The sequence below is a fragment of the Pedobacter insulae genome (genome assembly GCF_900113525.1).
In the GTDB taxonomy this organism is placed as follows: Bacteria; Bacteroidota; Bacteroidia; order Sphingobacteriales; family Sphingobacteriaceae; genus Pedobacter; species Pedobacter insulae.
Genome location: NZ_FOPP01000010.1, coordinates 101,574 through 127,110, shown reverse-complemented (window position 1 = coordinate 127,110; position 25,537 = coordinate 101,574). Strand labels below are relative to the sequence as shown.

23 protein-coding genes and 1 tRNA gene are annotated in these 25,537 nt (G+C 37.8%); 7 read left to right on the top strand and 17 right to left on the bottom strand.

Annotation, left to right across the window (positions count from 1 at the left end; genetic code table 11):
* Positions 1 to 22: 22 nt before the first annotated feature.
* Complete coding sequence (locus BM207_RS15875; protein ID WP_090996556.1) at positions 23 to 679, bottom strand: LysE family transporter; 657 nt, start codon at positions 677 to 679, stop codon at positions 23 to 25.
* Positions 680 to 693: 14 nt separating this feature from the next.
* Positions 694 to 3,495: an excinuclease ABC subunit UvrA gene (gene uvrA, locus BM207_RS15870; protein WP_090996553.1), complete on the bottom strand. Its 2,802-nt coding sequence runs from the start codon at positions 3,493 to 3,495 to the stop codon at positions 694 to 696.
* Between the two features lie 258 nt (positions 3,496 to 3,753).
* On the opposite strand from uvrA, the gene BM207_RS15865 reads away from it, so the two are divergent.
* From BM207_RS15865 to recA, 5 genes are all read left to right on the top strand, one after another.
* Positions 3,754 to 4,341, top strand: a complete 588-nt coding sequence (locus BM207_RS15865) for an RNA polymerase sigma factor (RefSeq protein WP_090996550.1) — start codon at positions 3,754 to 3,756, stop codon at positions 4,339 to 4,341.
* Positions 4,342 to 4,529: 188 nt separating this feature from the next.
* Positions 4,530 to 4,721: a hypothetical protein gene (locus tag BM207_RS15860; protein ID WP_090996546.1), complete on the top strand. Its 192-nt coding sequence runs from the start codon at positions 4,530 to 4,532 to the stop codon at positions 4,719 to 4,721.
* 155 nt (positions 4,722 to 4,876) lie between these two features.
* The gene (locus tag BM207_RS15855) at positions 4,877 to 6,058 is read left to right on the top strand and encodes an MFS transporter (RefSeq protein ID WP_090996544.1); all 1,182 of its coding nucleotides are present in this window, start codon (positions 4,877 to 4,879) and stop codon (positions 6,056 to 6,058) included.
* A 29-nt stretch (positions 6,059 to 6,087) separates the two neighbouring features.
* Positions 6,088 to 6,756: an endonuclease III gene (gene nth / locus BM207_RS15850; RefSeq protein ID WP_090996541.1), complete on the top strand. Its 669-nt coding sequence runs from the start codon at positions 6,088 to 6,090 to the stop codon at positions 6,754 to 6,756.
* Between the two features lie 127 nt (positions 6,757 to 6,883).
* Positions 6,884 to 7,900, top strand: a complete 1,017-nt coding sequence (recA, locus tag BM207_RS15845) for a recombinase RecA (RefSeq protein WP_090996719.1) — start codon at positions 6,884 to 6,886, stop codon at positions 7,898 to 7,900.
* Between the two features lie 68 nt (positions 7,901 to 7,968).
* Here recA and BM207_RS15840 read toward each other — a convergent pair whose 3' ends face one another.
* Both BM207_RS15840 and tsaD read right to left on the bottom strand, forming a co-directional pair.
* A complete protein-coding gene (locus BM207_RS15840; RefSeq protein WP_090996538.1) occupies positions 7,969 to 8,199 on the bottom strand; it encodes a hypothetical protein in 231 nt (76 codons plus the stop codon).
* 11 nt (positions 8,200 to 8,210) lie between these two features.
* Positions 8,211 to 9,212: a tRNA (adenosine(37)-N6)-threonylcarbamoyltransferase complex transferase subunit TsaD gene (tsaD, locus tag BM207_RS15835; RefSeq protein ID WP_090996535.1), complete on the bottom strand. Its 1,002-nt coding sequence runs from the start codon at positions 9,210 to 9,212 to the stop codon at positions 8,211 to 8,213.
* Positions 9,213 to 9,329: 117 nt separating this feature from the next.
* On the opposite strand from tsaD, the gene BM207_RS15830 reads away from it, so the two are divergent.
* Positions 9,330 to 13,691, top strand: a complete 4,362-nt coding sequence (locus BM207_RS15830) for a translocation/assembly module TamB domain-containing protein (RefSeq protein ID WP_090996716.1) — start codon at positions 9,330 to 9,332, stop codon at positions 13,689 to 13,691.
* A gap of 10 nt (positions 13,692 to 13,701) precedes the next feature.
* Here BM207_RS15830 and BM207_RS15825 read toward each other — a convergent pair whose 3' ends face one another.
* The 3 genes from BM207_RS15825 to BM207_RS15815 all read right to left on the bottom strand — a co-directional run bounded on the left by BM207_RS15825 (position 13,702) and on the right by BM207_RS15815 (position 16,878).
* Positions 13,702 to 14,913, bottom strand: a complete 1,212-nt coding sequence (locus BM207_RS15825; protein ID WP_090996531.1) for a bifunctional 3,4-dihydroxy-2-butanone-4-phosphate synthase/GTP cyclohydrolase II — start codon at positions 14,911 to 14,913, stop codon at positions 13,702 to 13,704.
* Between the two features lie 87 nt (positions 14,914 to 15,000).
* A complete protein-coding gene (locus BM207_RS15820; protein ID WP_090996528.1) occupies positions 15,001 to 16,467 on the bottom strand; it encodes an LptF/LptG family permease in 1,467 nt (488 codons plus the stop codon).
* Positions 16,468 to 16,497: 30 nt separating this feature from the next.
* On the bottom strand, positions 16,498 to 16,878 hold the full coding sequence (locus BM207_RS15815) for an START-like domain-containing protein (RefSeq protein ID WP_090996525.1): 381 nt from the start codon (positions 16,876 to 16,878) through the stop codon (positions 16,498 to 16,500).
* Between the two features lie 130 nt (positions 16,879 to 17,008).
* Here BM207_RS15815 and BM207_RS15810 point away from each other — a divergent pair.
* A tRNA-Met gene (locus tag BM207_RS15810) sits at positions 17,009 to 17,085 on the top strand.
* Here BM207_RS15810 and BM207_RS19465 read toward each other — a convergent pair.
* The 10 genes from BM207_RS19465 to BM207_RS15760 form a co-directional block, all read right to left on the bottom strand.
* Positions 17,042 to 18,667, bottom strand: a complete 1,626-nt coding sequence (locus BM207_RS19465; protein WP_394332975.1) for a recombinase family protein — start codon at positions 18,665 to 18,667, stop codon at positions 17,042 to 17,044. The genes BM207_RS15810 and BM207_RS19465 overlap by 44 nt on opposite strands.
* Before the next feature lie 57 nt (positions 18,668 to 18,724).
* Positions 18,725 to 18,913, bottom strand: coding sequence for a hypothetical protein (locus BM207_RS15800; RefSeq protein WP_143095983.1), 189 nt, complete (start codon positions 18,911 to 18,913; stop codon positions 18,725 to 18,727).
* A gap of 100 nt (positions 18,914 to 19,013) precedes the next feature.
* Positions 19,014 to 19,289, bottom strand: coding sequence for a hypothetical protein (locus BM207_RS15795; protein ID WP_090996519.1), 276 nt, complete (start codon positions 19,287 to 19,289; stop codon positions 19,014 to 19,016).
* Between the two features lie 2 nt (positions 19,290 to 19,291).
* Complete coding sequence (locus BM207_RS15790) at positions 19,292 to 20,470, bottom strand: hypothetical protein (RefSeq protein ID WP_090996515.1); 1,179 nt, start codon at positions 20,468 to 20,470, stop codon at positions 19,292 to 19,294.
* Positions 20,471 to 20,531: 61 nt separating this feature from the next.
* Entirely contained in the window at positions 20,532 to 21,377 is an 846-nt protein-coding gene (traN, locus tag BM207_RS15785; protein ID WP_090996512.1) for a conjugative transposon protein TraN, read from the bottom strand.
* Between the two features lie 24 nt (positions 21,378 to 21,401).
* Complete coding sequence (traM, locus tag BM207_RS15780; protein ID WP_090996509.1) at positions 21,402 to 22,667, bottom strand: conjugative transposon protein TraM; 1,266 nt, start codon at positions 22,665 to 22,667, stop codon at positions 21,402 to 21,404.
* A gap of 7 nt (positions 22,668 to 22,674) precedes the next feature.
* Positions 22,675 to 23,052 (bottom strand): hypothetical protein, encoded by a 378-nt coding sequence (locus BM207_RS15775; RefSeq protein WP_090996507.1) that lies wholly within the window; start codon positions 23,050 to 23,052, stop codon positions 22,675 to 22,677.
* Positions 23,052 to 23,672, bottom strand: coding sequence for a conjugative transposon protein TraK (traK, locus tag BM207_RS15770; protein WP_090996710.1), 621 nt, complete (start codon positions 23,670 to 23,672; stop codon positions 23,052 to 23,054). The genes BM207_RS15775 and traK overlap by 1 nt, the downstream gene beginning before the upstream one ends.
* Positions 23,673 to 23,691: 19 nt before the next feature.
* Positions 23,692 to 24,897, bottom strand: coding sequence for a conjugative transposon protein TraJ (traJ, locus tag BM207_RS15765; RefSeq protein ID WP_218155067.1), 1,206 nt, complete (start codon positions 24,895 to 24,897; stop codon positions 23,692 to 23,694).
* A gap of 2 nt (positions 24,898 to 24,899) precedes the next feature.
* On the bottom strand, positions 24,900 to 25,535 hold the full coding sequence (locus BM207_RS15760) for a hypothetical protein (RefSeq protein ID WP_090996504.1): 636 nt from the start codon (positions 25,533 to 25,535) through the stop codon (positions 24,900 to 24,902).
* Between the last annotated feature and the right edge of the window lie 2 nt (positions 25,536 to 25,537).

The following is a 25,537-nucleotide window of genomic DNA, read 5'->3' as shown; positions in this document are numbered from 1 at the left end:
AAAGAAATGGGGGGTTTTTATGTTAACAACAATAGATTAAAGTTTGCTTGATAATCAAATAAAATGCCAATGCATAAAGAAACAAAGCTATTGAACGGTTTATGAGATGGCTACTTAAAGCGAATTTTTCTTGAATATATTTAGAAAAATGCGCATAGCCATATAAAGCCAAAGCCGAACCTATTCCTGATCCAAAACTAAAAATCACCAGCGACAAATAATCAGTGCTAATCCAGTCACGTAAAATCACATAGTTGCCAAAAAACAACCAAAATGGAATTTGAACCGGATTTAATACACCCAACAGCATCCCATAAAAAACACTGCCTTTTCTACTTCTATTATCTTCTGTTTTTGTTTTGGGGATCTTTTTTCTGTTAACCCAAGTAATTGTGCCCATTACCACAAAGAGCATAATCATAAACAAATCTACATAAGTCCCCAATCTTACTTCGCTGATGTGCGAATCCAAATTCACGTCGCTAGATACCCATCTAGCAAAGCGCATCATACCGAAAGTAAAAAACACCTCTACAATAGAAAACGAGAGAATAAAATACAAAGCTTGGCGCATCCCTTTATTGATGGTCAGCTGTGCAACAGTAAGGTTAATATTCCCTGGAGGGATATAACCCATGGCATTTAAGACAACGCCTATCATAAAGGTTAATAAGAGCATAGGTTACGAATATACTACTTCAAATGTGCTTTTAAAAATTGACCCGTGTAAGATTTCTTTGCAGACAGCAAGTCTTCAGGTTTACCCTCGAAAACAACATTTCCTCCCTTATCACCTCCCTCAGGTCCAATATCTATCACCCAATCCGCACATTTAATCATATCCATATTGTGTTCGATCACCAAAATAGTATTTCCCTGTTCAATTAACGTATTTAATGCTTTCAACAATTTTTTAATATCATGGAAATGCAAACCAGTAGTAGGTTCATCAAAAATGAACATTGTTTTATGTGCGTTGTTACCTTTAATTAAAAATGAAGCCAACTTAATGCGTTGAGCCTCACCCCCAGAAAGCGTGTTAGAGGATTGTCCCAAATGAACATATCCTAAACCCACATCCAATAATGGATTTAACTTTTGCAATATTTTAGGTTCCTTGGCAAAAAAATCAACAGCTTCTTCTATCGTCAGGTCTAAAATATCAGCAACATTTTTATCTTGGTAAGTAATATCCAATACCTGCTGTTTAAATCTTCTTCCTCCACAAGTTTCACATGGCAAATAGATATCTGCCATAAATTGCATTTCTATCTTAACTTCGCCTTCACCCTGGCAAGTATCGCAGCGACCACCCTCCACATTAAATGAAAATGCTGCAGGCTTTAATCCACCAGCCTTCGCAGCCGGAAGAGCCGAAAACAATGTCCTGATATCGTCCCAAGCCTTCACATAAGTTACTGGATTAGAACGCGATGAACGACCAATTGGATTTTGATCGACCATTTCAACCTGACTTACCAAGTCTATATTACCATAAATACCATCGTAAGCGCCGGTTTGTTCCCCAGCATAATTTCCAATAGCTTTTTGCAGCGCCGGATACAATATCTTTTTGATCAAACTTGTTTTCCCTGAACCAGAAACACCACTAACACAGGTAAAAACACCCAAAGGAAATTTTACATCTATGTTTTTTAAGTTATTTTCTCTAGCTCCCTTAATCAGGATATGATCTCTCCATTCTCTTCTTTTAACCGGCACATCTATTTCTTCTTTACCAGCTAAATAACGACCAGTTAAGGAGTTTCTATCTTTAACAATTTCTTTATACGTACCACTGAAAACTAAATTTCCGCCATGTGTTCCGGCTTCAGGACCTATATCAATAATATGATCTGCAGCGCGCATCATTTCTTCCTCATGTTCCACAACTAAAACAGTATTGCCTACGTTCCGAAGCGACTGCAAAACTTCTATCAGCTTGTGTGTATCACGCGGGTGCAGGCCAATGCTAGGCTCATCCAGTACATATACAGAACCTACTAAGCTACTACCAAGCGAGGTAGCTAGGTTAATCCGCTGGCTTTCTCCCCCTGAAAGTGTATTAGATAATCGGTTTAAGGTTAAATAACCTAAACCAACGTTATTCAAATATAAAACCCTATTGGTAATTTCAGCTAGAAGACGTTTGGATATTTTCTGCTCTGTATCCGAAAGTTTTAAACTTTCAAAAAATGGTAAAATAGTGGATAAAGGCATTAACACCATATCCAATATAGACTTTCCTCCAATTTTCACATAAGAGGCATCTTTGCGTAAGCGGGTACCCTTACAATCCGGACAAATCGTTTTCCCGCGATAACGGGATAACATTACACGGTATTGAATTTTATAGGTTTGTTCCTCCAATTCCTTAAAAAATTGATCTAGCCCTGCAAAATATTCATTACCTGTCCAAATTACCCTTTGTTGCGCTTCAGTTAACTCACTGTAAGAACGATGAATAGGAAAATCAAACTTATCCGCACTTTTGATAAATTTCTTTAACCATTCGCCCATTTTTTCTCCGCGCCATGGGGCGATTGCATTATCGTATAAACTTTTGCTTTTATCGGGAATCACCAGGTCTTCATCAATTCCAATTACGTTTCCATAGCCTTCACAACGCTTACAGGCACCATATGGATTATTAAAACTAAAGAAATTTGGTGTCGGCTCTTCGAATTTTACACCATCTAATTCAAAGCGATCACAGAAAAATGTTTGCGTCCCATTATGCTCAACAAAACAATCGCCTTTCCCTTCAAAAAAGGCAGTTTGTACTGAGTCAGCAATGCGGCTTACCGTTTCCTCCTCACTATTAACTACAATCCTGTCTATTAAAATTCTTATTGTGGTCGTATCAGTTAATTCTGTGTCAGCCACGTTCTGATCTTCCAAAACATCTTCAATTTTGGAGATTACTCCTTTAAAATAAACTCTTAAGAAACCCTTCTGTAATAAAACAGCCAGCTCTTCCTTAATGCTTCGATTGTTATGGGGGTGTAAGGGACAAAATATAGTGACCACACTTTCCTCACCTAGGCCACAAATAAAATCTACAACAGTTGTAACCGAATCCTTTTTTACAATTGCGTTCGAAACTGGTGAATAAGTAGTTCCGATTCTCGAGAATAATAACTTAAGGTAATCGTAAATTTCAGTAGAGGTGCCTACGGTAGATCGTGGGTTAGAGGTAATTACTTTTTGCTCAATAGCAATAGCAGGTGCGATTCCTTTGATATAATCGACGTCTGGTTTATTCATTCTACCCATAAATTGGCGTGCATACGCCGATAAGCTTTCAACATATCGTCGCTGGCCTTCTGCGTACAGGGTGTCAAATGCTAATGACGACTTGCCTGAGCCCGACATCCCAGTAATAACCACAAGCTTATTTTTGGGAATTGCTACATCAATATTTTTCAAATTGTGTACCCTTGCTCCTTTAATAATGATATGTTGATGTGGATCTTTCTCTATTTCCTTACTCATTTACCGCTTTGTAGAATGTTCCTAATATACCCCAAAATTACGATTTTGGTTTAATCCACATCAAAAATAAGACGGCTATTACAAAATTTTACATTTTTTAACATATTTTTTATTGTATTATCAAAAAAAAATCCGTCATTTGAATTTATAACTAACCGTTTTACAAACCAATATCTTAAAACATAGGAGACAAGCTATAGATTAAAGAGCTACTTATTATTTTTTTAATAAAAGAGAGATTTTAATATACGCACTCCTATGAAATTACAGCAGCACAGTGATCAGGATTTGGTGAGGTTATATCTTAGCGGAGAAGAATCTGTTATAGCAGAACTATTAAGACGCCACAAATCAAAAATTTATACGTCCATTTACCTATTGGTAAAAGACCATTACTTGGCCGAAGACATCTTTCAAGACGCTTTTATCAAAGTAATAAACACCCTCCGCAGTGGGAGATACAATGAGGAAGGCAAATTCTTGCCTTGGGTGATGCGAATTGCTCATAATTTGGTAATTGATTCATTTAGAAGAGAAAAACGTGCACCCGTAATTACAAGTGCCGATGGAACTGATGTGTTAAATCTTATTCAAATTCTTGAAGAAAGTGCGGAGGAGCGAATGCTTCGTGAACAAACCCACGCGGATTTAAGAACGATGATCCAACTCTTACCAGATGAGCAGAAAGAGGTGTTAATTATGCGACATTACGCAGATCTTAGTTTTAAAGAAATCGCAGACCTTACTGATGTAAGCATTAATACGGCATTAGGCCGAATGAGATATGCTTTAAGCAATTTGCGCAAAATGATGAAGGTTAAAGAAGTGACTTACAAAGGCGGATAAATTTCCGCTGGTATTAAAAAATTTAATTTAGAAAAATCGGCAATTAGCCTAGAATTACAGGCTTTAGGCCACCCTAAACACTTAATTTATAGAATTTTATTTGGCTTGAATAAAAAAATATGTATATTCAGTAAAATAAAACAAAATAAACTGCGTTAAGATTTAAACTTAAATTATATTTTTCGCGTATGGTTAAAACCTCTACTTCACCTAATTCTGTAAACTTCTCAAAACAAGCTACTGATAAACAGACAGCTGAACCCGCTAAAACGCAAGATGAAATGTTTTACGACAACATCAAACCGAAATTAGATCAGCTTATGGTTGAGCCTTCCAATGAAACCATTGAAAGAATCTTAGCTTACGCTAAAAAGAAGTAATTACCTAAAGGATTCCCAAGCTAATACATTGACAAAGTTTAAAATTTTGTCAATGTGTTAGCTTTTTTCATATCATAGCCCTGCAATAATTTAAAAAAGCTAGTGTGGCAACCTACAAAACACCTACTTTTGCTTAGTGTCTAAATAACACTAAGATGATCAGTAAAAAATTTCTCCCATTAACCCTTGGCGGCTTAGGAATCGGTATTACAGAGTTTGTAATGATGGGTCTGTTACCAGATATATCAAAAGATTTAGCGGTCACTATTCCACAGGCCGGTTATTTAATTTCTGCCTATGCTTTGGGGGTTGTTATCGGCGCTCCCCTATTAGTAGGCATCGCTGGCAAATATCCGCCAAAGAAAATATTATTTGCCTTAATGTTATTATTTACTGCATTTAATGCATTCTCTGCCTTTGCCCCAACATTCAATATCTTATTTATTGCACGACTGTTATCAGGTTTACCTCATGGTGCTTTTTTTGGTGTTGGATCTGTAGTTGCAAGCAAAATAGCAGAAAAAGGCAAAGCCGCACAAGCGGTATCATTAATGTTTGCCGGGTTAACTGTGGCGAACATTATTGGTGTTCCATTGGGAACATTTATTGGCCACAATTTCTCTTGGCGCTTCTCATTTGCCATTGTGGTTTTTGTTGGCTTAATTACCCTTTGGTGTCTAAAAGCGTGGCTCCCGGCACTTCCTGCTAGTGAAAATAGAAACTTAAAAAAGGAACTAAGTTTTTTTACGCAACAAAAAGCCTGGATTATCATTTTTATGATATCAATAGGCACTGGTGGATTATTTTCCTGGTATAGCTATATTTCTCCATTGATGACTACCGTTGCAGGCTTTTCAGAAAATACCGTAACCTATATTTTAATGCTTGCAGGCATGGGGATGATGGTCGGGAACTTTTTCGGGGGTTATCTTGCCGATAAATTCTCCCCAAGTAAGTCAACTTTAAGTCTTTTAATAGCGATGGTTATTACCCTAATCATTGTACACTACGTTACTTTCAATCCTATTTTGGCTTTAGTGATGACTTTTATCACAGGCGCTGTAGCTTTCTCTCTCGCTGCACCTATTCAAATGTTGATGATCAATGCCGCTAAGGGTTCGGAAATGATTGCCGCATCGGTTAGCCAAGCCAGTTTTAATATAGGAAATGCTTTGGGTGCTTTTTTTGGAGGAATCCCGATAGTATACGGTTATGACTACACTTCCCCAGCTTCAGTTGGTGCCGCAATGGCATTTTTAGGTGCATTATTTGCCTTGTGGTTAATATTGAAAAATATCGCTCTGAAGAAATATTGCCTTAATGTAAGCAAAGCTTGATAACCTTGTCCTGATACTTATATTTGTAAATGTTAAAAAAAGAGAGGTATCGTCACTTTGTAAGTCATTTTGCAACCAAACAACCGAACGCCGAAACTGAGTTACATTATAACAATCCTTACCAGTTACTAGTCGCCGTAATTCTATCTGCTCAATGCACTGATAAGCGCATTAACCAGGTTACGCCTGCACTTTTCCAACGATTTCCAAATGCAAATGCGTTAGCCGAAACAACGCCAGATATCGTTTTTGATTATATTAGAAGTGTAAGCTATCCCAATAATAAAGCTAAACATTTAGTAGGGATGGCGAATATGTTAGTTAACGAATTTAATAACGAAGTTCCCGCAAACATAGACCAGTTACAGAAAATGCCTGGTGTTGGTAGAAAAACCGCAAATGTTATTGCGTCTGTAATATATGACGCACCTGCGATGGCGGTAGACACCCATGTTTTCAGGGTAGCCAATCGCCTAGGCCTAACAAAGGGCAAAACTCCCTTAGCGGTTGAGAAAGATTTAGTGAAGAATCTACCAGAAAATACCATCGCAATGGCACATCACTGGTTAATTCTTCATGGAAGATATGTATGTGTTGCTCGTAATCCCAAATGTAGTATTTGCGAACTCACACACTTTTGTCAATATTATCAGAAACACGTTAAAACTAAAGAAATTAGCTTAACTGTTGATAAATAAAATTTATTTTCTAAAATATTTGTATTAATCAAAATAAAATTGATATGTTTGCTAAAGTTATTAGCATTACAATATTTATTAGCCGATACAATTATTTTATTAGAATCAGATGAAACAGCCTAAAGACATGAATCCAAACACAGAAAAATTAAAAGCTTTACAACTAACTTTAGATAAGTTAGAAAAATCATACGGAAAAGGATCAGTAATGAAACTTGGAGATCAAGCTGTAGAAGCCATTGAATCAATTTCAACCGGTTCTATTAGCTTAGATATTGCCTTGGGTATTGGAGGCGTTCCTAAAGGCCGTGTTATCGAAATCTATGGGCCTGAATCGTCTGGTAAAACAACCTTGGCAACTCATATTATTGCTGAAGCTCAAAAAAATGGAGGTATTGCTGCCTTTATTGATGCGGAACATGCCTTTGATAAGTTTTATGCAAAAAAACTAGGTGTTGATGTTGACAATCTATTAATTTCTCAGCCAGATAACGGTGAACAAGCATTGGAAATTGCCGATAATTTAATTCGTTCGGGTGCAATTGATGTTATTGTTATTGACTCAGTTGCAGCATTAGTGCCAAAAGCAGAAATCGAGGGTGAAATGGGCGATAGTAGAATGGGTCTACAAGCCCGCTTAATGAGCCAGGCATTACGTAAATTAACTGGTACGATTTCTAAAACAGGATGTTGCTGTATCTTCATTAACCAATTACGTGAAAAGATCGGTGTAATGTTTGGTAATCCAGAAACGACCACCGGTGGTAATGCCTTGAAATTCTATGCTTCCGTACGCTTGGACATCAGAAGAACTTCACAGATTAAAGATTCTGACGAAGTATCAGGTAACCGTATAAAAGTTAAAATCGTTAAAAATAAAGTCGCACCTCCTTTCCGTATTGCAGAATTCGATATCATGTTTGGAGAAGGTATTTCTAAAACGGGTGAAATTATCGATTTGGGTGTGGACTTTAATATTATTAAAAAGGCGGGTTCATGGTTCTCGTATGGAGAAACAAAGCTAGGACAAGGAAGAGATGCCGTAAAACAATTGTTATTAGATAATCCAGAACTTTCTGAAGAAATCGAAACAAAAATTAGAGCAGAAGTAACAGGTGATAAACTAGAAGATAAAGAAGGATAATTCCGCCCCTTTTCCAAACCTCGTAGCGTTTTCTATTAAATACACTACGAGGTTAATAAACCTCCTAGCTATTTAAAACTTGATGACTTCGGAGAAGCTTCTGTTGCAGTATTTGGGTTTTGTGGATCAAGATATTTCTTATCCAATTTAATAATAGAATAAGTAGCAATAACGATACCTATCACAAGTAATACTAAACCTATGTAGTTTCTTTTTTTATCTTGTTTAATAACCCATATTAAGAAGACAATTAAAGGAATTAACAATAATCCGAAGAATATAAAACTATTTGTGCCCATAACTCATTAATTTAAAAATTCATTCTCGCCATTGGCGAAATATCTTGCCCTACAAAATCTCCTGCTAAGAATTTGTGATAACCTGCTATCGCAATCATCGCCGCATTATCAGTACAATACTCAAATGCTGGAATATAGACGTTCCAACCCATACTATCCCGGGCCTCAATTAAGGTATTTCTTAAGCCAGAATTAGCTGAAACACCTCCAGCTATAGCTATTTCCTTACAATTATACTGCTTAGCTGCTCTCTTTAACTTATTCATTAAAATACTCACTATGCTATGTTGAACCGAAGCACAAATATCAGCTAAATTTTGCTCAATAAATAATGGATTCTCTTTTTGTTTGTCCCTTATAAAATACAGTATAGCTGTTTTAAAACCACTAAAGCTGTAATTCAAATCTTGAATTTGAGGGACTGGAAATTTAAACGCTACAGGGTTTCCGCTTTGAGCATGTTTATCAATAAGTGGTCCTCCTGGATATGGGAGATTTAAGAGTTTTGCTGTCTTATCAAAAGCTTCGCCAGCCGCATCATCCAAAGTCTCCCCAACAATTTCCATGTCGAAATAGCTTTTTACCAAAACAATTTGAGTATGTCCTCCAGAAACCGTTAAACATAAAAACGGAAAAGCTGGCTTCGGTTCATCTATAAAATGAGCCAAAATATGTGCCTGCATATGATTAACAGCTATTAACGGCAAATTCAACGCAAGCGCAAACGATTTGGCAAATGAAACACCAACCAATAAAGCACCTAATAAACCCGGACCTTGTGTAAAAGCAACCGCATTGACATCCTTTTTATTAACTTTGGCATTTATAAGTGCTTGTTGAATTGTTGGAACAATATTTTGTTGATGAACCCTTGATGCTAATTCTGGAATTACCCCTCCATAATTTTCATGAATTGTTTGATTTGCGATAACATTGGCAGTAATTTTGCCGTTGTTACATATAGCAACCGAGGTTTCATCACAGGAAGATTCAATAGCAAGTATTACGGACATGATGATTATTAATTAAGAGACAAAAATATTAAAAAACTATTAAAAATACTGCTTTGGACTGTTGCATCAATTGTAATATTGCTCGCAATCGTTATATTCTCGCTTCAATTTAAGCCTGTGCAAACTTATGCAGCAAAAAAAGCAGCTGCCTATCTTTCCAAAGAACTAAAAACAACAATTACCATAGGGAGCCTCTACATTAAGCCCTTTAAATCTTTAGTATTGGAGAACCTTGTCGTTTTCGACCTTCAAAAAGATACTTTAGCGAATTTCCCAAAATTTAGTGTTGATTTAAATAGACTATCTTTAAAAGAAAGAATACTGGATGTTAATACAGTACAAGTTAACAATGGCTCCTTCTATTTAAAAGACTTTCAGAATAAATCATCCAATTTAGACTTTATCATTGATTACTTTGATTCTGGTACTGCTCCGAAAAAGAAAAAGAAAAAATTCGAATTCCTTATTGACAGAATTATTTTAAATAACATCAGCTTTAAATATAAGGATTTCAGCAAAAATAGAGCTGTTAAAGGGATTAATTTCGAAGATATAAGTTTAACTAGGCTTAATGGCATTTTTGAAAAATTAAACACTAAAGAACACCTTATTCAAGCAAATATTAAAAACCTCACTTTCAAGGAAAAAAGTGGGTTCTACCTCAAAAATCTAACTGCACTTACCACAGTAGATACTAATGCTATTGAACTACAGAAATTATTACTGGTCACCAATCAAACACATCTTACTGATTATTTTCAAATGAAATTTTCGAGGTTCAAGGACTTCAATGATTTTGAAAATAAAGTTCGCATGAAAGCGAATTTTAAAGCAAGCCATGTGTCATCAACAGACATCAGTTACTTCACTCCTGCGCTAAAAGAGATAAAATTAGCTATCGATATAGATGGACAAATTACTGGTTTGGTAAATAATCTAAAAGCTAAAAAACTTTCTATTAAGGCAGGGAAAGCTACCCACATCAAAGGGGACTTCACTATAAAAGGCCTGCCAGACTGGAAACAAACTTTTATGGACCTGAAGATTGAAATGGCAGGAACTAATAAAAAAGACTTGGACGAAATATTGATCAATTTAACCGGTAAACCCTTAGACACCAGTTTAAAGATCATCAATAAATTTGGCAATATAAATTTCAACGGATCCTTTACAGGTTTTCAAAATGACTTTATAGCCTATGGTGAGTTTAAAACTAAATTAGGCCGGATAAAATCCGACGTGAACCTAAAAATCGATAAAAGCGGAAACCCTTCCTATACTGGGAATGTAAAAACATTTGACTTCAACTTAGGAGAATTGATTGATGAAAAAAGCTTGGGCAAACTTTCGTCAGAGTTATATGTAAAAGGTAAAGGGACAGAAATTAAAGAGCTAAGCGAACAGCTAAAAGGCAATATTTCTTATATTGATTTTAATAAATATCGATATAGAAACGTAAAAATAAATGGGACTTTCGAGAAGAAACTCTTTGATGGGAGTATCTCAATTAATGATCGAAATGTTCAGCTAGTATTTGACGGTAGCGTAAATTTAAACCCTAAACTACCTGAATTCAGGTTTGATGCAAACATTAAAAATGCAAGGTTGAAAACCCTCAATCTTTTGAAAGATTCCATGCTTGTAGATGCAACTTTCAGCACTAATTTCTCAGGCAACAACTTAAACAACATTCAAGGCAATTTATTAATAGAGAAAATTAATTTAACCAATAAACAAGGCGTTTACAATGTTGATTCAGTTCACCTTAATGCAATGGGATTAGGGATCGATAGAAGCCTAACCATTAATTCCGACATTCTTGATGCAAGCATTAAAGGACAATATGACTTAAATACAATTGTTTCTTACTATAAGGCAATCGCCAAAACTTACATTCCATCATTAGACGCTCAAATCATAAATTACAACACTCAAATTTTCAGCTTCAATTTAAAGATAAAAAGATTTGAACCCATTGCTGAACTAATTGTTCCAGGTTTAAAAATAGAGGATCAAGCCTTGCTGGTAGGTAATTTTGACTCCCGAAACAATACTGCAACGCTTAATGGATTTATTAAAAAATTAACTTATAAAGGAATCATCGCCAACAATATAATTATCGATGAAAACACTACTAATAAACAAATACAAGCAATTATTACCTCCGATCGTGTAGATCTGAATGACAGTTTATTTATTAAAAACGTCAACATTGTAAACCTGTTAAGAAATGATAGCTTATCGTTGAACATTAAACTTTCCAATGCAGATGATGCCAACCAGCTGGATCTAAACGGTTTGGTAGAATTTGCAACCGACACCACAGCAAGGATTAGCATTTTACCCTCAAACCTAAAAATTAATAATGAAGATTGGACTATACAAGAAAAAGTTAAGATAAGCTTTAATGAAGGAAAAACTCAAATTACAAACTTTGATCTTAGTAATGGCAAACAATTGCTTACTGTAGATGGAATTTTGTCTGATGACCCCAAAGACATGCTACTCATAGGATTTGAGAATTTTAGCCTAACAACACTCAATCCATTTGTTAGGACTCTTGGTATAAAATTGGCAGGAAACGTAAATGGTAATACCGAATTTAGAGATGTATTAAAAGCACCGCGCATTTCCGACAATCTAGAAATAGATTCCCTTTCCTTAAATGAAATCTATATCGGCAAGCTAACCGATACAACTAATTTTGATCAGTCGAGAAACCTGGCAAACGTTTATACTAAAATTGTAACCAACGATAAAGAGACCTTTAGAATTACTGGAGATCTAGATCTTAAAGAAAAACAAATAGATCTGAATGTTAAAATGGACGAAAGCAAATTAACAATACTTGAGCCATTTGTTAAGAAACTGGTGTCCAATTTAAAAGGGAACGTTTCAGCAGATTTAACAGTAAAAGGAGCTTTAAGTAAACCGGAAATTAATGGAGATGTGTCATTTGATGAAGGTCAGGTTACGGTAAACTATCTTAAAACATCTTATAAATTAAATGATGAGGTTAACGTAAGTAAGAGCGTAATCAATATTGATGATCTTACGTTGACGGATTTAGACGGCAATAAAGCAACCGCCAATGGAACCGTCGATCTAAACGATATAGACAATCCTAATATTCAGGTAAAATTGATAGCCACTAATTTTATGGCTTTAAATACAACGTCGAAAGATAATGCTGTTTATTATGGTAAAGCATATGCTACCGGTAATTTTTCCTTCGAAGGGCCTACCAATAATATGCTTATTAACATTGATGCAAAAACGGAAAAAGGTACAGTTTTCAACCTTCCGTTAAATAGTACCGAAACCGTATCAGAGAAAGATTTTATCACTTTTGTAAGTAAGGATACTACGCGCATCGTTAAACGCAAAAATAACTTTGATGGGCTAAGAATGAACTTCAAGTTAAAAGTTGACCCGAATAGTACTGCGAATATTTATACAATCTTAGGAAAACTAAGCGGTAAGGGAAATGCGGAACTCGACCTAAATATTTCAAGTGCGGGAGATTTTGAAATGAAGGGAGATTATATTATTGAAACAGGAAATTTCGATTTTACTGCGCAAGAGGTCATCAATAAACGCTTTGAGATTAGACAAGGAGGAACAATCAGATGGACCGGAAATCCTGCAAATGCACAGATTAACCTAAAAGCAATCTACGCTTTGCGAGCAAGCTTAAAAGACTTGTATACTGCAGCCAATAGAGATGTAAGCACCTACTTAACCCAACGTGTGCAAACAGAGGTAGAGATGGGGTTAAGCGGACTTCTTTTAAAACCGGAGATTAAGTTGGATATATTTTTCCCCGCAAGTCCCGCAGTAAAAGAAGAATTGCAAGCTTATCTTAGTGACGGGGATAATACCAAATACCAAGCGTTAAGTGTTATCATTCAAAGACGTTTCGCACCTGGATCTGGTAAAGAGAATATTGCTAAACAGTTAGGTTCTGTAGGTACAAGTACGGCAACAGAATTAATATTCAACCAAATTAATAGTATACTCTCATCTCTCAACTTAAACTTCGTCGATGTTAACATTAGGTCGTTTAATGATGCGAGCGCATCCTTTAAGTTCTTTGGAGATCGCGTTATTGCAAATCTGGGGATTGTTGACCGTGAAAGTGCGAATGATTTCTCACCAATCGGATTTAATAACGACAATATAGGACGTGAAGTTGAAATTCTTGCCTTAATCAAAAAAGACGGGACTTTGATTGGTAAATTGGCAAATAAACCGCCTACCCAACAAAGTGTATTCGCAAATCCAGGAGTTGACCAAAGTCAGAACGTAACGTCTCTTGGATTAATTTATAACCAGCAGTTTGATACTTTCAAGGAATTCTTCCAAAAAATTACCGGAAAATACCGACGTGATCAAAAAAAGAAAGCAGCTGAAGCAGAAAAACTAAGGCTAAGCAAGGAAGCCATTATAGATCAAAGCAAGAAAAATCAAAAGAAATAACTGAGATAAGTTATCCCTTCATGATATGATGCCCCATCTTGTCTCTTTTGGTTTTTAAATAAGACTCGTTATGTTTGTTGCTTTCAATTTCAATTGCAATGTTTTCAACTATCTCAAGACCATAACCGATCAAGCCAGCCCTTTTAGCTGGATTATTAGACATTAGACGCATCTTCGTTACTCCCTGTGCCCTTACAATCTGGGCACCAACACCATAATCACGTTCATCTCCCTTAAAACCCAATTCAATATTTGCTTCAACCGTATCTAAGCCTTTATCTTGCAAATTATAGGAACGTAATTTATTGATCAGCCCAATACCTCTACCCTCTTGATTCATATATACAATTAACCCCTTACCTTCACGCTCTATCATTTGTAAAGCGGTATGCAACTGAGGACCGCAATCGCATCGACAAGAACCAAATATATCTCCTGTAACGCATGAGCTATGGATACGGGTTAGAACGGGTTCATCAATACTCCAATCGCCTTTACTAATGGCTAAATGCGTAGCATTATTACTTAGTTGGGTATAAGCAGTCATTTTAAATTCGCCCCATGCAGTAGGCAAATCAACGGTTACTTCTTCTCTAATTAAACTCTCGGCAGCTAAACGATAAGAAATTAGATCTTTTATAGAGATGATTTTGAGCTCATGCTGCGCTGCAATCTTCATTAAATCAGGTAGGCGAGCCATGGTACCGTCTTCATTCATGATTTCGACCAACACGCCTGCTGGCTCAAAACCAGCTAAACGTGCAATATCGATTGTAGCTTCAGTGTGTCCGGTTCTTCTGAGCACTCCTTCGCGTCTTGCCTTTAACGGAAATATATGTCCTGGCCTGCCCAAATCTGATGGTTTAGTAGCAGGATCAATTAAAGCCTGAACGGTTTTCGCACGATCATGAGTGGAAATCCCCGTAGTACAGCCATTTCCAATCAAATCTACCGATACTGTAAATGGCGTTTGGTGCAAGACCGTGTTATTTTGAACCATTAAGTCCAATTCTAGTTTAACACAAAGGTCTTCAATTAATGGTGCGCATATTAAGCCCCTGCCATATTTAGACATGAAGTTAATTACCTCTGGAGTTACATTTCTCGCAGCGGTTATGAAATCACCTTCATTTTCGCGATCTTCATCATCAACAACAATAATAATCTTGCCAGCTTTAATATCATCCAGCGCCTCTTCAATCGAATTTAACTTGATTTCCATTTCCTGTATTTCTGACACAAAGTTACAATCTTTAACTACAAATTTTTAAGTAAAATATCATTGGGAAGTAAGTATTCTCCGCCTGTTTTAAGCTGTCCCCTGTGTCTTCTGCCTAAATACTTTCTTAAATAGATTAACCAAGATTTGCTTATAATAATCTATATCAAATATTGCAGAATCAACAGTCGCCTTATAGGTTAAAAATATACCAAGTGGAGTTAAAACAATGACCGCCATCCACATGCCAAATACGTGATCCAATGAGCCTTCCTTAGCCGATTTTTCTGCTACAGTTGATATAATATGGTAAATTAAAAAGAAGACAACTGCAATTACAACAGGTAATCCTAGGCCGCCTTTTCTTATAATAGCTCCCAAGGGGGCACCAATGAAGAATAATAGCAGACATGATACCGCAAGGGTAAATTTTCGCTGGTATTCAATTTTTGACTTTAACACTTCCTTCTGTTTCAAATCATATTCCATTATTCGATTATTCACTACCTGCTGGAGGCTAGAAGTTAAATCAATTGCATTTTGTATTGTGGAATACCTATCCTTTGGCGGTATAACATCGATAATGTTCTCCCTAATTCGCTTAATTGCTGCCTTAGTTTTAGTGTAGCCTTTTACGTAGTGATTTTGTTTATAATAGCTGCCCGCATTCACTTTAGTTGCTTTATTTAAACTATCTATAGTTTTAGATAAAGAGTCGGCACGTTTCGTAAGCCCCCTAAGGTTAAGCATGGGGGCATTGTCCTGAAACTTCTCCTCATCTGTTCGATTAAAACTAGTAAAGCTGGAAAAATCTAACTTAACCTCAGTTTCTTGAAAACGCATCCGGGTATATGCTTGACGAGGGTTATACGCAGTACTTCCATTCCCTCTCGACTCTTCGTACCTAATCCCATCAATTAACTTCAAGATCATTGTACTTCCATCTTCGGTTTTAATCATCCTACCTTTTTTGGCCAAAAGAATTGTCGGAACACCACGTGGATCATTTACCTTAGTATGATCGTAAATCATGATACCGAAAAGCGAATCTGGATTAACTAACCCCTTTCTATCTACCTTAATGGCATAATTCGTAATACTGGTATTAAAAACTCCCGGCTTGATTAAAAATGACAGTTTCTTATTCCTCATATCGTATAGCAATGAATAATATTTACTATTGGCTTTGGGAAGCATATAATCGGAAAAGAAAAAGGATGCAACAGACAGGGAGATAACAAGCACAAAAAGAGGTCGCATCGCCTTTTGCAAAGAAATACCTGCTGATTTAATGGCCACCAGTTCGTAATTCTCTCCCAAGGTACCAAATGTCATGATAGACGACAAAAGAATAGCCAATGGTAAGGCCATCGCCACATTAACGGCAGATTGATACATCATTATCTCTAAAATGGTGTACCACTCGAAACCCTTTCCTATAAATTCATCGACGTATTTAAATAGGAAAAACATTAATAGGATAAACATCACAATAAAAAATGTGACGGTAAAAGGCCTAATAAATGACTTAATCAGCAGTAAATGTATCTTTTTCAATATGCAAAGATAGGTAAAGCCCGCAAATTTTTAGGCACCTATTACGCTTAACAGATAGGTAATTTGATTGTCCCAAATTTTTGTTCTTTCAGCACGCGTTTCATCGGTAGCAAAATCCGTAATAGCTAGGGCAACATCGTTTGTTAACTCATCCTGAACAATTTCCATTTCAAAATAACAATGAGGTTCATCATCAAGCCATTTAAATTTTACCAATTTATTTTCTTTGATGCTGAGCAGTTTAGCTTTTTGAACTTCATCATCCCATGTAAATGTATAAACCTGATCCCTAAAAATCACATCGTCTGCAAACCATTGCGACAAACCATTGGGCTCGCTAATAAAACTAAACAGTATGCGCGGAGATGACCTCAATTCATATTCTAATGTAAATTTTTTCTTTTCTGACATCCTATACACGGCTAATTCGTAAAAATATTGGACTATTTTTTATTTATTATTTCTAAAGAAAAGTAATTTATTCTATATTTGCAACTCTTTAAAAAATAGTATTCCACAATCGGGTTATTATTTTCAAATTGGCGGGGTAGCTCAGTTGGTTAGAGCGCAGGATTCATAACCCTGAGGTCACGAGTTCAACTCTCGTTCCCGCTACCAAAGCGGCAAAAGCGGCATAATTCAGACCCAGTTCTGGTATGCCGCTTTTATTTTTAGTCAAAACCTGCTGTAAATTAGCAACATACGCAAACAGCGAATTTATTCTTGGGGTTCGACATTCATCATTTTTCTTATCATATCCAATACCTTCCGGAAATATCAAAAACTGCAATCGCTGTTTTGTGTAATAATCCGCTGTAAGCCATCTGGACTGCATATTAAGGGCAAAATCAATGGTCAAATCAACACATTCAGAAAGGTTCGACACCCTTTTTGAAGTCTTTAATAAACCACTCTCTATTTCCTTCTTATCGACCTGATATTTTTCAAGATACTTGAGGTATAATTCTCTTGTAATCTCCTCCTCAATAAAACGTTCTTCCAACCGTTCAATCTTTTTATTTAACTCAACTAGTTGTTGGCTTAAGTCTTTATAAACGTCTTTACTTTTTTCATTTCCATCATTCAGTTGATTGAATGTTGTTAGGGCCTGCTTTTTAATAACACCAATAAACTTTTCCGATACTCCGAGATTAAAGTATCCTAGAATCTTTTCAAATCGTTTATTTAAAGCATCAGCATTTTTATTATTGCTACATCCAATTGTACTGCACTTATAATAATGTATTCCCTTTCTTTGAACAATATACCCTCTCATTAGCTTACCGCATGTATGACAATGAAGGAAACGTTTCAAGGGAACGTTTTCGTTATTCTCGACTATTTTATATCCATGTGTATTAAGATCAAGAAGACCATTTACCTTAAGGAAAATTTCCTTTGAGATGAGTTGCTCATGTTTGCCTTCGACAACTGTGCCATCAAGCATCCTATGAACAACAAGGCCACAATAAAAAGGATTTCTGAATATTTCAGGGACTCTTTGATGACAAACCTTTAAGCCTTTTTCGATTAGTCTCTGACGTATTGCCTCATTTGACAATTTCTCTTCAGCCTTCCAAATGAAGGCTTGCCTTAACAGCTTGCCCCTGGAATTTACAACTATTTTCCGCTTGCCATTAACCCTGACAGAATCAAAACCCAACGGTGGTTTTGTAGGCCATTCACCCCGAAGAAGAACCTCTTTAATTCCGGCCATGCATTTTTGCTTGCGCAATTGATTATCAAATTCGCCAAACAAAAAAAGCATCTTCTGCTGCATTTGGCCTGATGGATTTGAAGTGTCGATTGGTTGGGTAACGGAAACAATCTCAATACCCAGTTTCCGCAATTGTCCGCTTAACCATATTGAGTTATCATTACGCGAAAACCTTTCAAGGCTATAAACAATTATGTATGCTATTTTTAACTTGCTTTTTTTAACGAAAGATAGCATGGAGGCAAATTCTTTCCGCTCATCGGTCTGAGCGCTTTCGTACGTTCCTCCAAAATTCGCCAAAACTGAATAACCACATTTCTCAGCATATTTTAAGCAAGCTTTACCCTGTGTCTCCAGACTCAGATTGTTATCCGCCTGCTCTTTTGTACTTACACGGGTATAAATAACACAATTTGTACTTCTTTTGGTGCTGGCTATTTCGCTTCCTTTTGCGAACGATTTAAACAATGAAATCTCTGTCATAATCACGGTTTTAATTTCAATAATTTCCTATTTACAAGATACGAATATTGATTGCAATTATGACTGTTTCTGTTTGCTTTTTTTGTAGAAATTATAAACAATAACAGTTAATTCTTTCAACGTTTTTATCACTTCAAGCGATTCAGCATCAGATAAATGGCTGAACTCATCACATGCTCTTATTTCATCAATAGTAACATCATGCATTCTTTTATTACTGGTCTTTTTAGAGCTATTAAAATCCATTATTTTTTTCACCATCACTGTTCCCTCTCCACAATAATTTATTAAAAAAAATACCGGAGCAAAACTGTCCGGTATTTATACATGCAAAACCAATAGCAGGCTACAGATAGACCCTGCTTCCTTTACGGTCAAATCTTGCCTCATAACGGATATATCCCCCTGCAACAAGATCTTTCAACAATCTGTGGTAAGTTGAAATGCCTGCAATACGAGCCATTGACATAACCTCTATGCGCTTAATTACTATCGGTTCCTTATATCCTTTTTCTTTCTGAAGTTCGATAAGTGCAGCATAAAAACTTACATGCGATGGACCGATACAGGGATTGTTCTGTATTGCCCTAAAGAATTCAGAAAGCAGACTACCGGTTTCCATTATTACATTTTCGCTCCGCGCTTTTTCGCTTGTTTCTTCTGTGGCTTTGAATTTTCATCATCACCTGCACTTTGCTTTTCAGTCTTTTTTTTTGACTGCGATGAAGACTGGTTTTGATCCTGTTTTTTATCTTCACTGTGCCTTACCTCTTTTCCGCTTTCATCAAACAACTTAACAGTCTTAAACTGCGGAACTGCTTTTATACTGCCTTTATGTTCTTCCCCGTCTTTGATATAAGTAACAGTATGCAGGTTGCCTCTTTCCAGCGACCGGATCATCTGTGCTTTCTTTTCTACATCATCAAGTTCCTTGATCGGTTGTTTAGCCAGTTCATCAGGCAGATTAAAACCATAGTTATCATGGTAGTATTTCATTTTAAACTGCCCGTTGCTATCAGCATCTTCAAAATCAAGCTGCACCCATGCATTATACTTTTCGCCTGTACCTTCATAACGGGCATTTTGTCCTTCACCAACTTTCTGAAGTTTTTCCAGTTCCTTATAAACGGACTGCCCGCTCATCAGGTTAAAGGCTTCCTTAAGCGTAAAGTTATTTTCTTTGCCCATATAAAATGTTTGCTTCAGTGTATCCGCTGATTGCTTGACCTCGAGTTCGTACCTGTTAAAGAAAACCATTCCTGTTTCTTCAGAACGCCTGAAGTGCAGCGTAGCCTTTACATCGCCATCTCCGAACTCCGGCTGATGTACTAAAGTAAAAGCAGGTTTTTTTCCGGCTATCTCTGATTTTAAAGCATCGGTCAGGTTATCACCAAACCCGCTGTATTTTACCTGATTGGACAGGTATTCAACATTATCATCATTCATAATTTTTATTTTTTGATTGTTATTAATTAATTGTTCATTTTCCAATCGTTGATATCGGTTGGCTACCATCATGGAAACATCTATACTTCCGTGCTTTTCAATCAGCAGGGAATGATTTTCGTTGGCTTCCGCCATTGCCCTGTATGCAGATCGAATGGCCAGGTAGCCATATTTATCCTGATCTGTCGCCATTTCATAGCAAAACTCCTGCGCTTCATAATCTGTCGGGAAACAGGATAACTCTTCTTTATGAATAGCAGAAAAGCTATTAGGAAACGCTACAAATTCCTGACCTTCCCAACGGTTCCTTTGCAGGTAGTCAAGCACATCCCGATATTCTTCTTTTCTAATCAACATAGTTCACCGTTTAAAGATGCTCTCCTCAGAACTTCATATTTTCCAAATACAATACTTAAAATCAGAAAGAGACGGAACGCATCAGATGCTTGTTGTTTAATCTCAGTGTTAAATGCCGTCCACCATTTTTTTCCATGAGCTGAATAATCAACTCCTTTTTATCGGGAATGGTAAACTTCTGTAAGGCGATAACGAGGTACTGTGTTGATTGCTGATGAAGTATAGTTACATTCCCATGAATGTGCAATGGGGTTTGCTCCAGTTCCTGGGACGCAGTGCGCTTACTTTTTTTCTTATCACGGATAAAGAAACGCAGTTGCTCTATATCATAACTGATATTACTTTTGTTACGAAGTTCCAACTGGTAATACATGATGTTATCTTTAATGTAAAGCCCGTTCAATCCCATGCCTACGCTAAACTTATTATCTCTTGGCCCTCTTATTGATTTTAGTTTCCCTGAAACGTATTCAGATGCAGTGAGTATCTTCTGCTGGTTATCATGCTCCCTTGTGAAAATTGCAACCGGTTCATAGCCCATTGGTTTATCGGCAAGTTCCAGATTGAGCGTGGTAGGCTGCTGTGCAAAATGCAACACGAATGAATACAATGATCCGTCTGCTGTAATGATAGAAAGGTTTGTTTCTTTGAAGCTATCCTTAGCAGCTTTTAACTGCAATACATTCTCAACCCCTTTTGCTTTTTGAACCAATACCTCGGCACTTCCACGGTCTACACTTTTAATCGCATAGGGAAAGATCAGGTTTGTTGTCTTCTGATAGGAAATAGCCAATTGAAGAGGTTCAATTCTGGATTTCGTATCCGTTGCAAAGGTCAGCTCCTGAGCATTGCCGTGCAGTGTGAACAGCACAACTGCGAAGGCCAATAATGATTTGAAATTTTTCATACTTTTATGTTTTATTAAATTGAATTATTTGTTTTTGTTCTGCTTCTCATCAAGCAGCATAATCCGATAGCCGGCCTTCACCATTACTTTCACCAGCTTGATTTTTTTGCTTAACAGGTTTCGGGTAATCTCCATGCCCGCATTGGCTGCCTGTGCACCAAGCGAAGGATCGAGCGAAGCCATACTAAATCCCTGAATGGAACGCTCACCACCCTGTTTGGCGACATCCCTTGTGATCGCTCCGGGGATATAAATTCCGGCAAGCCCATCCATATCGTAAACATTAAGCTCCACCGGAAAAAGTTGGTTATTATTTCTGATGCTTGTAATGGTGATATTCAATCTTTCTCCGCTCAGGCTAACAACCCCGAACACAAACTGATCTTTTGGAATGAACACACCATTGATATATACCGGATCAATAAGGCGAAGCTTTATCGTGCTTCCATTCACCAATGTCTGTGTTTCGTGTACAACAGCATTGATTGCAGTATTGCCACTTGCGTTTAATTGCGTTCCGGGGTTATCCAAACCAAAGAAACCATTAGAAGCAAAAAGTTGCGAAGACTGATTTTCTCCCAATGAACCAATAGGCTCTTCGGATTGGGAGGCGGAGACAGCATACACATTGCCACGGTTTTCTTCCGATGCTTTTTTGATGCGTTGCTGAACCCTTTCCGGATGCTGGAGATCCAGTATGCTTTCAAGCAGGTCACCAGCCTGTTTCATCTGTGGGTCTTCCTGTGCTGTGCTGTTGTTCATGCGATCCATCATATCCTGTAACTGTTTAAGGTCTCCTTCTACCACCTGATTTCCGGCCATGTTATTTGAAGCCATGGGTGGAGTGATGGTTTCGGGCGGCTGGTTTATCGCACGTTGCAACTGGTTCAGTTTCTCATACACCTGCTTTTCATCGGGATCATAAGAACCGCCATCTGAAACGCGGGCAGAACTGTTCTTCGTTATGGGTGCGAAGGATTCATTTGTCAAAAGTGTTTCAGGGCTATCAGGCTCAGCATTGTAATAAGGGTCATTCTTTTGCTGCTTTTCCTTTTCCAGTGCATCCTTTTCTGCCTGGGTGTAGAAACCCATTTTGTCAAGCGGTTCTTCCTTGTTTTTTGCCCCTGGCAATTCTGCATTAAATCCGGCAGGATTCACCTTGCCTTGTACCTGATTGCCACTACCGCCACCAAGCGCCCAAAAAATAAGCGTGATGAAAGGAAGGACAAGGACAGGAAAAGCAAACAGCATCCTACGCTGCTTTTCGATTTTTTGATTTTGTTGTACCATAATGATATTATTTAGAGTGATTAATTATTTGTTCGAGCATGGCAATCGTATCCATGATTCCCGGATGCCTTTGAAGAATACTATCCCTTTGGATTCTACCTGCCGAAGTTTTGCTCAGGCTGTCCATGTGGTACCGGAATTTTGAGATATACCATGACGTACTTCTGTTCTTCATTGGTACATCCGGATCAGATCTCAACACAGCAGCTTTGCTTATGCCTGCCGGTTTTTGAAACTCATAGCTTATAGCGCCAAGGATGAGCCCGACAGCATACGCACATAAAAACAGTGCGATACTGAACAGGATGATTTTTCGCGTGCGGGGTGCCTGCTTTTCAGATTGTGTCCTGAGCCAATCTGCCAGCTTTCTTTTTTGTGTTTCCATTATTGACGTTGTTTAATTTCTACATCATTGTTTGCTATAATCTTCCAGTTTTCGATCAGGAAGCCATGGGGATTATTGTCAGAGCGGTTGATGTTTCGCAGGTAGCCTTCGGTAACCAGGTTGCGCTGTACAATACTTGTAGACCGGATGATTTCCAGTTTAGCAATGCACCGGAACAGGTACGGGTGCGTATCTACGTTAATCAGTATACTGTCTACCCTGATGATCTGGCTTACGTTTCCGGAAATGATATTGCTGTAATAGCTTTTTTCCTTTAGGTTGTCATACTCCCGTTTGGCACTTTGGTCGGCCAGGTACAAAGACTTGCCAATATTCTCTTTGATCAGCTTATCATCCGGATCAAGATTGAAAAATAACCGGTGAAACGTCCGGATATGATCCCTTGCTTCAACCGGGATGTTGTCCTTTCTTTCAGAAGCAAAAGCTTCCAATGCTTTACCGTTTGCAAGCACATACACTTTTTCCTGCATGGTAAATACCAGTTTGAAACTCTTGTATATTGCATAGCAGCAAATGATCGCACTGGTAATGATGACCACAAGGGAGAATGCCCTGATGTGTCTGAATGCTGTATCTATATTTTTTGTTTTCCTGAACATAATATTGCCTTGCTTTACGTTATGAATTTTTATTGCCTGAGAGCTTATCATGTACATAGCTGCCTCCGTAGCCTAATGCATTACCCATCGAACCTGCCATGCCCTTTCCGGTAGCCTGGCCGCTGAGGCCCTCATTAAGAAATTTATCTGCATGCATGATATTACCGGCAGTAGCTCCGGCCGCACCTGTAATGCTGCTGGTACCTGAACTGAATGCATTGGTTACTTTTTGCTGCAATGCACCGCCACCTGCTGCATGTACTATGTAGTTTGCCACTGAAGGAACAGTAAAGTAACCTGCAATGCCGATGACCAGAAATATGAGATACCCGATGTCGGTGGCGCTAAAAAAAGTATCTCCGGCAGCTTCGACCTGCCTGATGTCCATCTTGATCATATTCTCCTGAATTTTGGCGATGACAGCCCCGAAGATATTTGCAACGGGAAGCCATAAAAAGATGTTGATGTACCGGGCAAGCCATACGGTAAGCGTGTGCTGAAAACCATCGAAGACCGCAAGGCCAAATACCAGCGGGCCAAGTATGGCAAGTACGATCAACTGGAATGTACGAAGTGTATTGATGCAAAGCGAAGCGGCTTCAAACAAAATTTCAAGCACCTGGCTTATCGCATTTTTTACTGCATTTCTAAACCCATAGGCCATCTTTTCTGTAGCGAACCGCACATCGTTTCCAACGCCTTCCACCCAGCCTTCCTCCTCATCCCCGTAGGTGTACTTATACCATTTTTCACGGTTTCCGTTTCCATCCGGGCCGACATACATCTGCCATTTGCTGGTTTTTTTAAGTGCTTCCTCTTTTTGTTTCAGCAGCAGTTTGATGGCATTGTTAGACCCTTCAACCATAGCCGCAGTTCCTGAAACGGTGGGCTTCATCACACCATTAATGACACCGATCACCGCAGGAAAAAACAGGATGCATAAACCAATACCAAACGGCCTTAACAACGGATAAAAATCTATTGCTTCAGCGTTTGCAAGGTGCTTCCAGATTCGGGATGCGATATACCAGAGTGCTGCAAAGCCTGCTATTCCCTGGCCTACGCCAATCAGCCTGCTACAAAGCGGCAGCATCTCATCGTACAGTTGTTCGAGCACCCCATGAAGTCCATTTATTTCATTTGCTACGCCTTGTGCAGCACAGATTCCAGGTAATAGCATCCCTATTGCCGTAATCATTACGGCTCCAAATTTTGCTTTCATCATATCTATTTGTTTAATCCGTTTGCTTTTTGAGAAAGGCGTATGTCATGCTGTATTTTTTCCCTTTGCAGCGCAAGCACCGTGGTCTGGTTATTAAAGTAGCGCAGGAACATCACCTTATCTTCCATATCTGCATAGATTGCATCTATTGCCTTCAACCTTTCATCATCACTCATGCGCAACTGGCCTGCCGTCATAATCATGGTCAGTTCTTCAATATTGCGCAGGCTGCTTTTAAACAACCTTTCATGGACACTTGCCAGATAAGCAATTTCATCAGGGCTGAATACATCTGTTTTTTTAAACCTTGCAAAAGCCGCTTTATACTCCTTGATCAATATGATCTGGTATTCGATAATCTCTGCCACCCTTCGGTACTTGCGTACCTGCGGACTCACAGCATACAGCGCATCAAGAAAATTCTTATGAATATTAAAATTGCCTTCCGAAATATCCCTTACCGTTCCATATCCCTTGCTCACAATCTCATAGCCTTTTTTAAGATCGGTAAGTATCTGTTTGAACTGGGCCAGCTTCTCTATGTTCAGGGCCAGTTGTGCAATTTCATCCGCTTGCGCATTAACTTTTCCGATACTGCCCATTGCAATAAAAAGCAGGGCGATAACCTTTAAATTTTTCATAT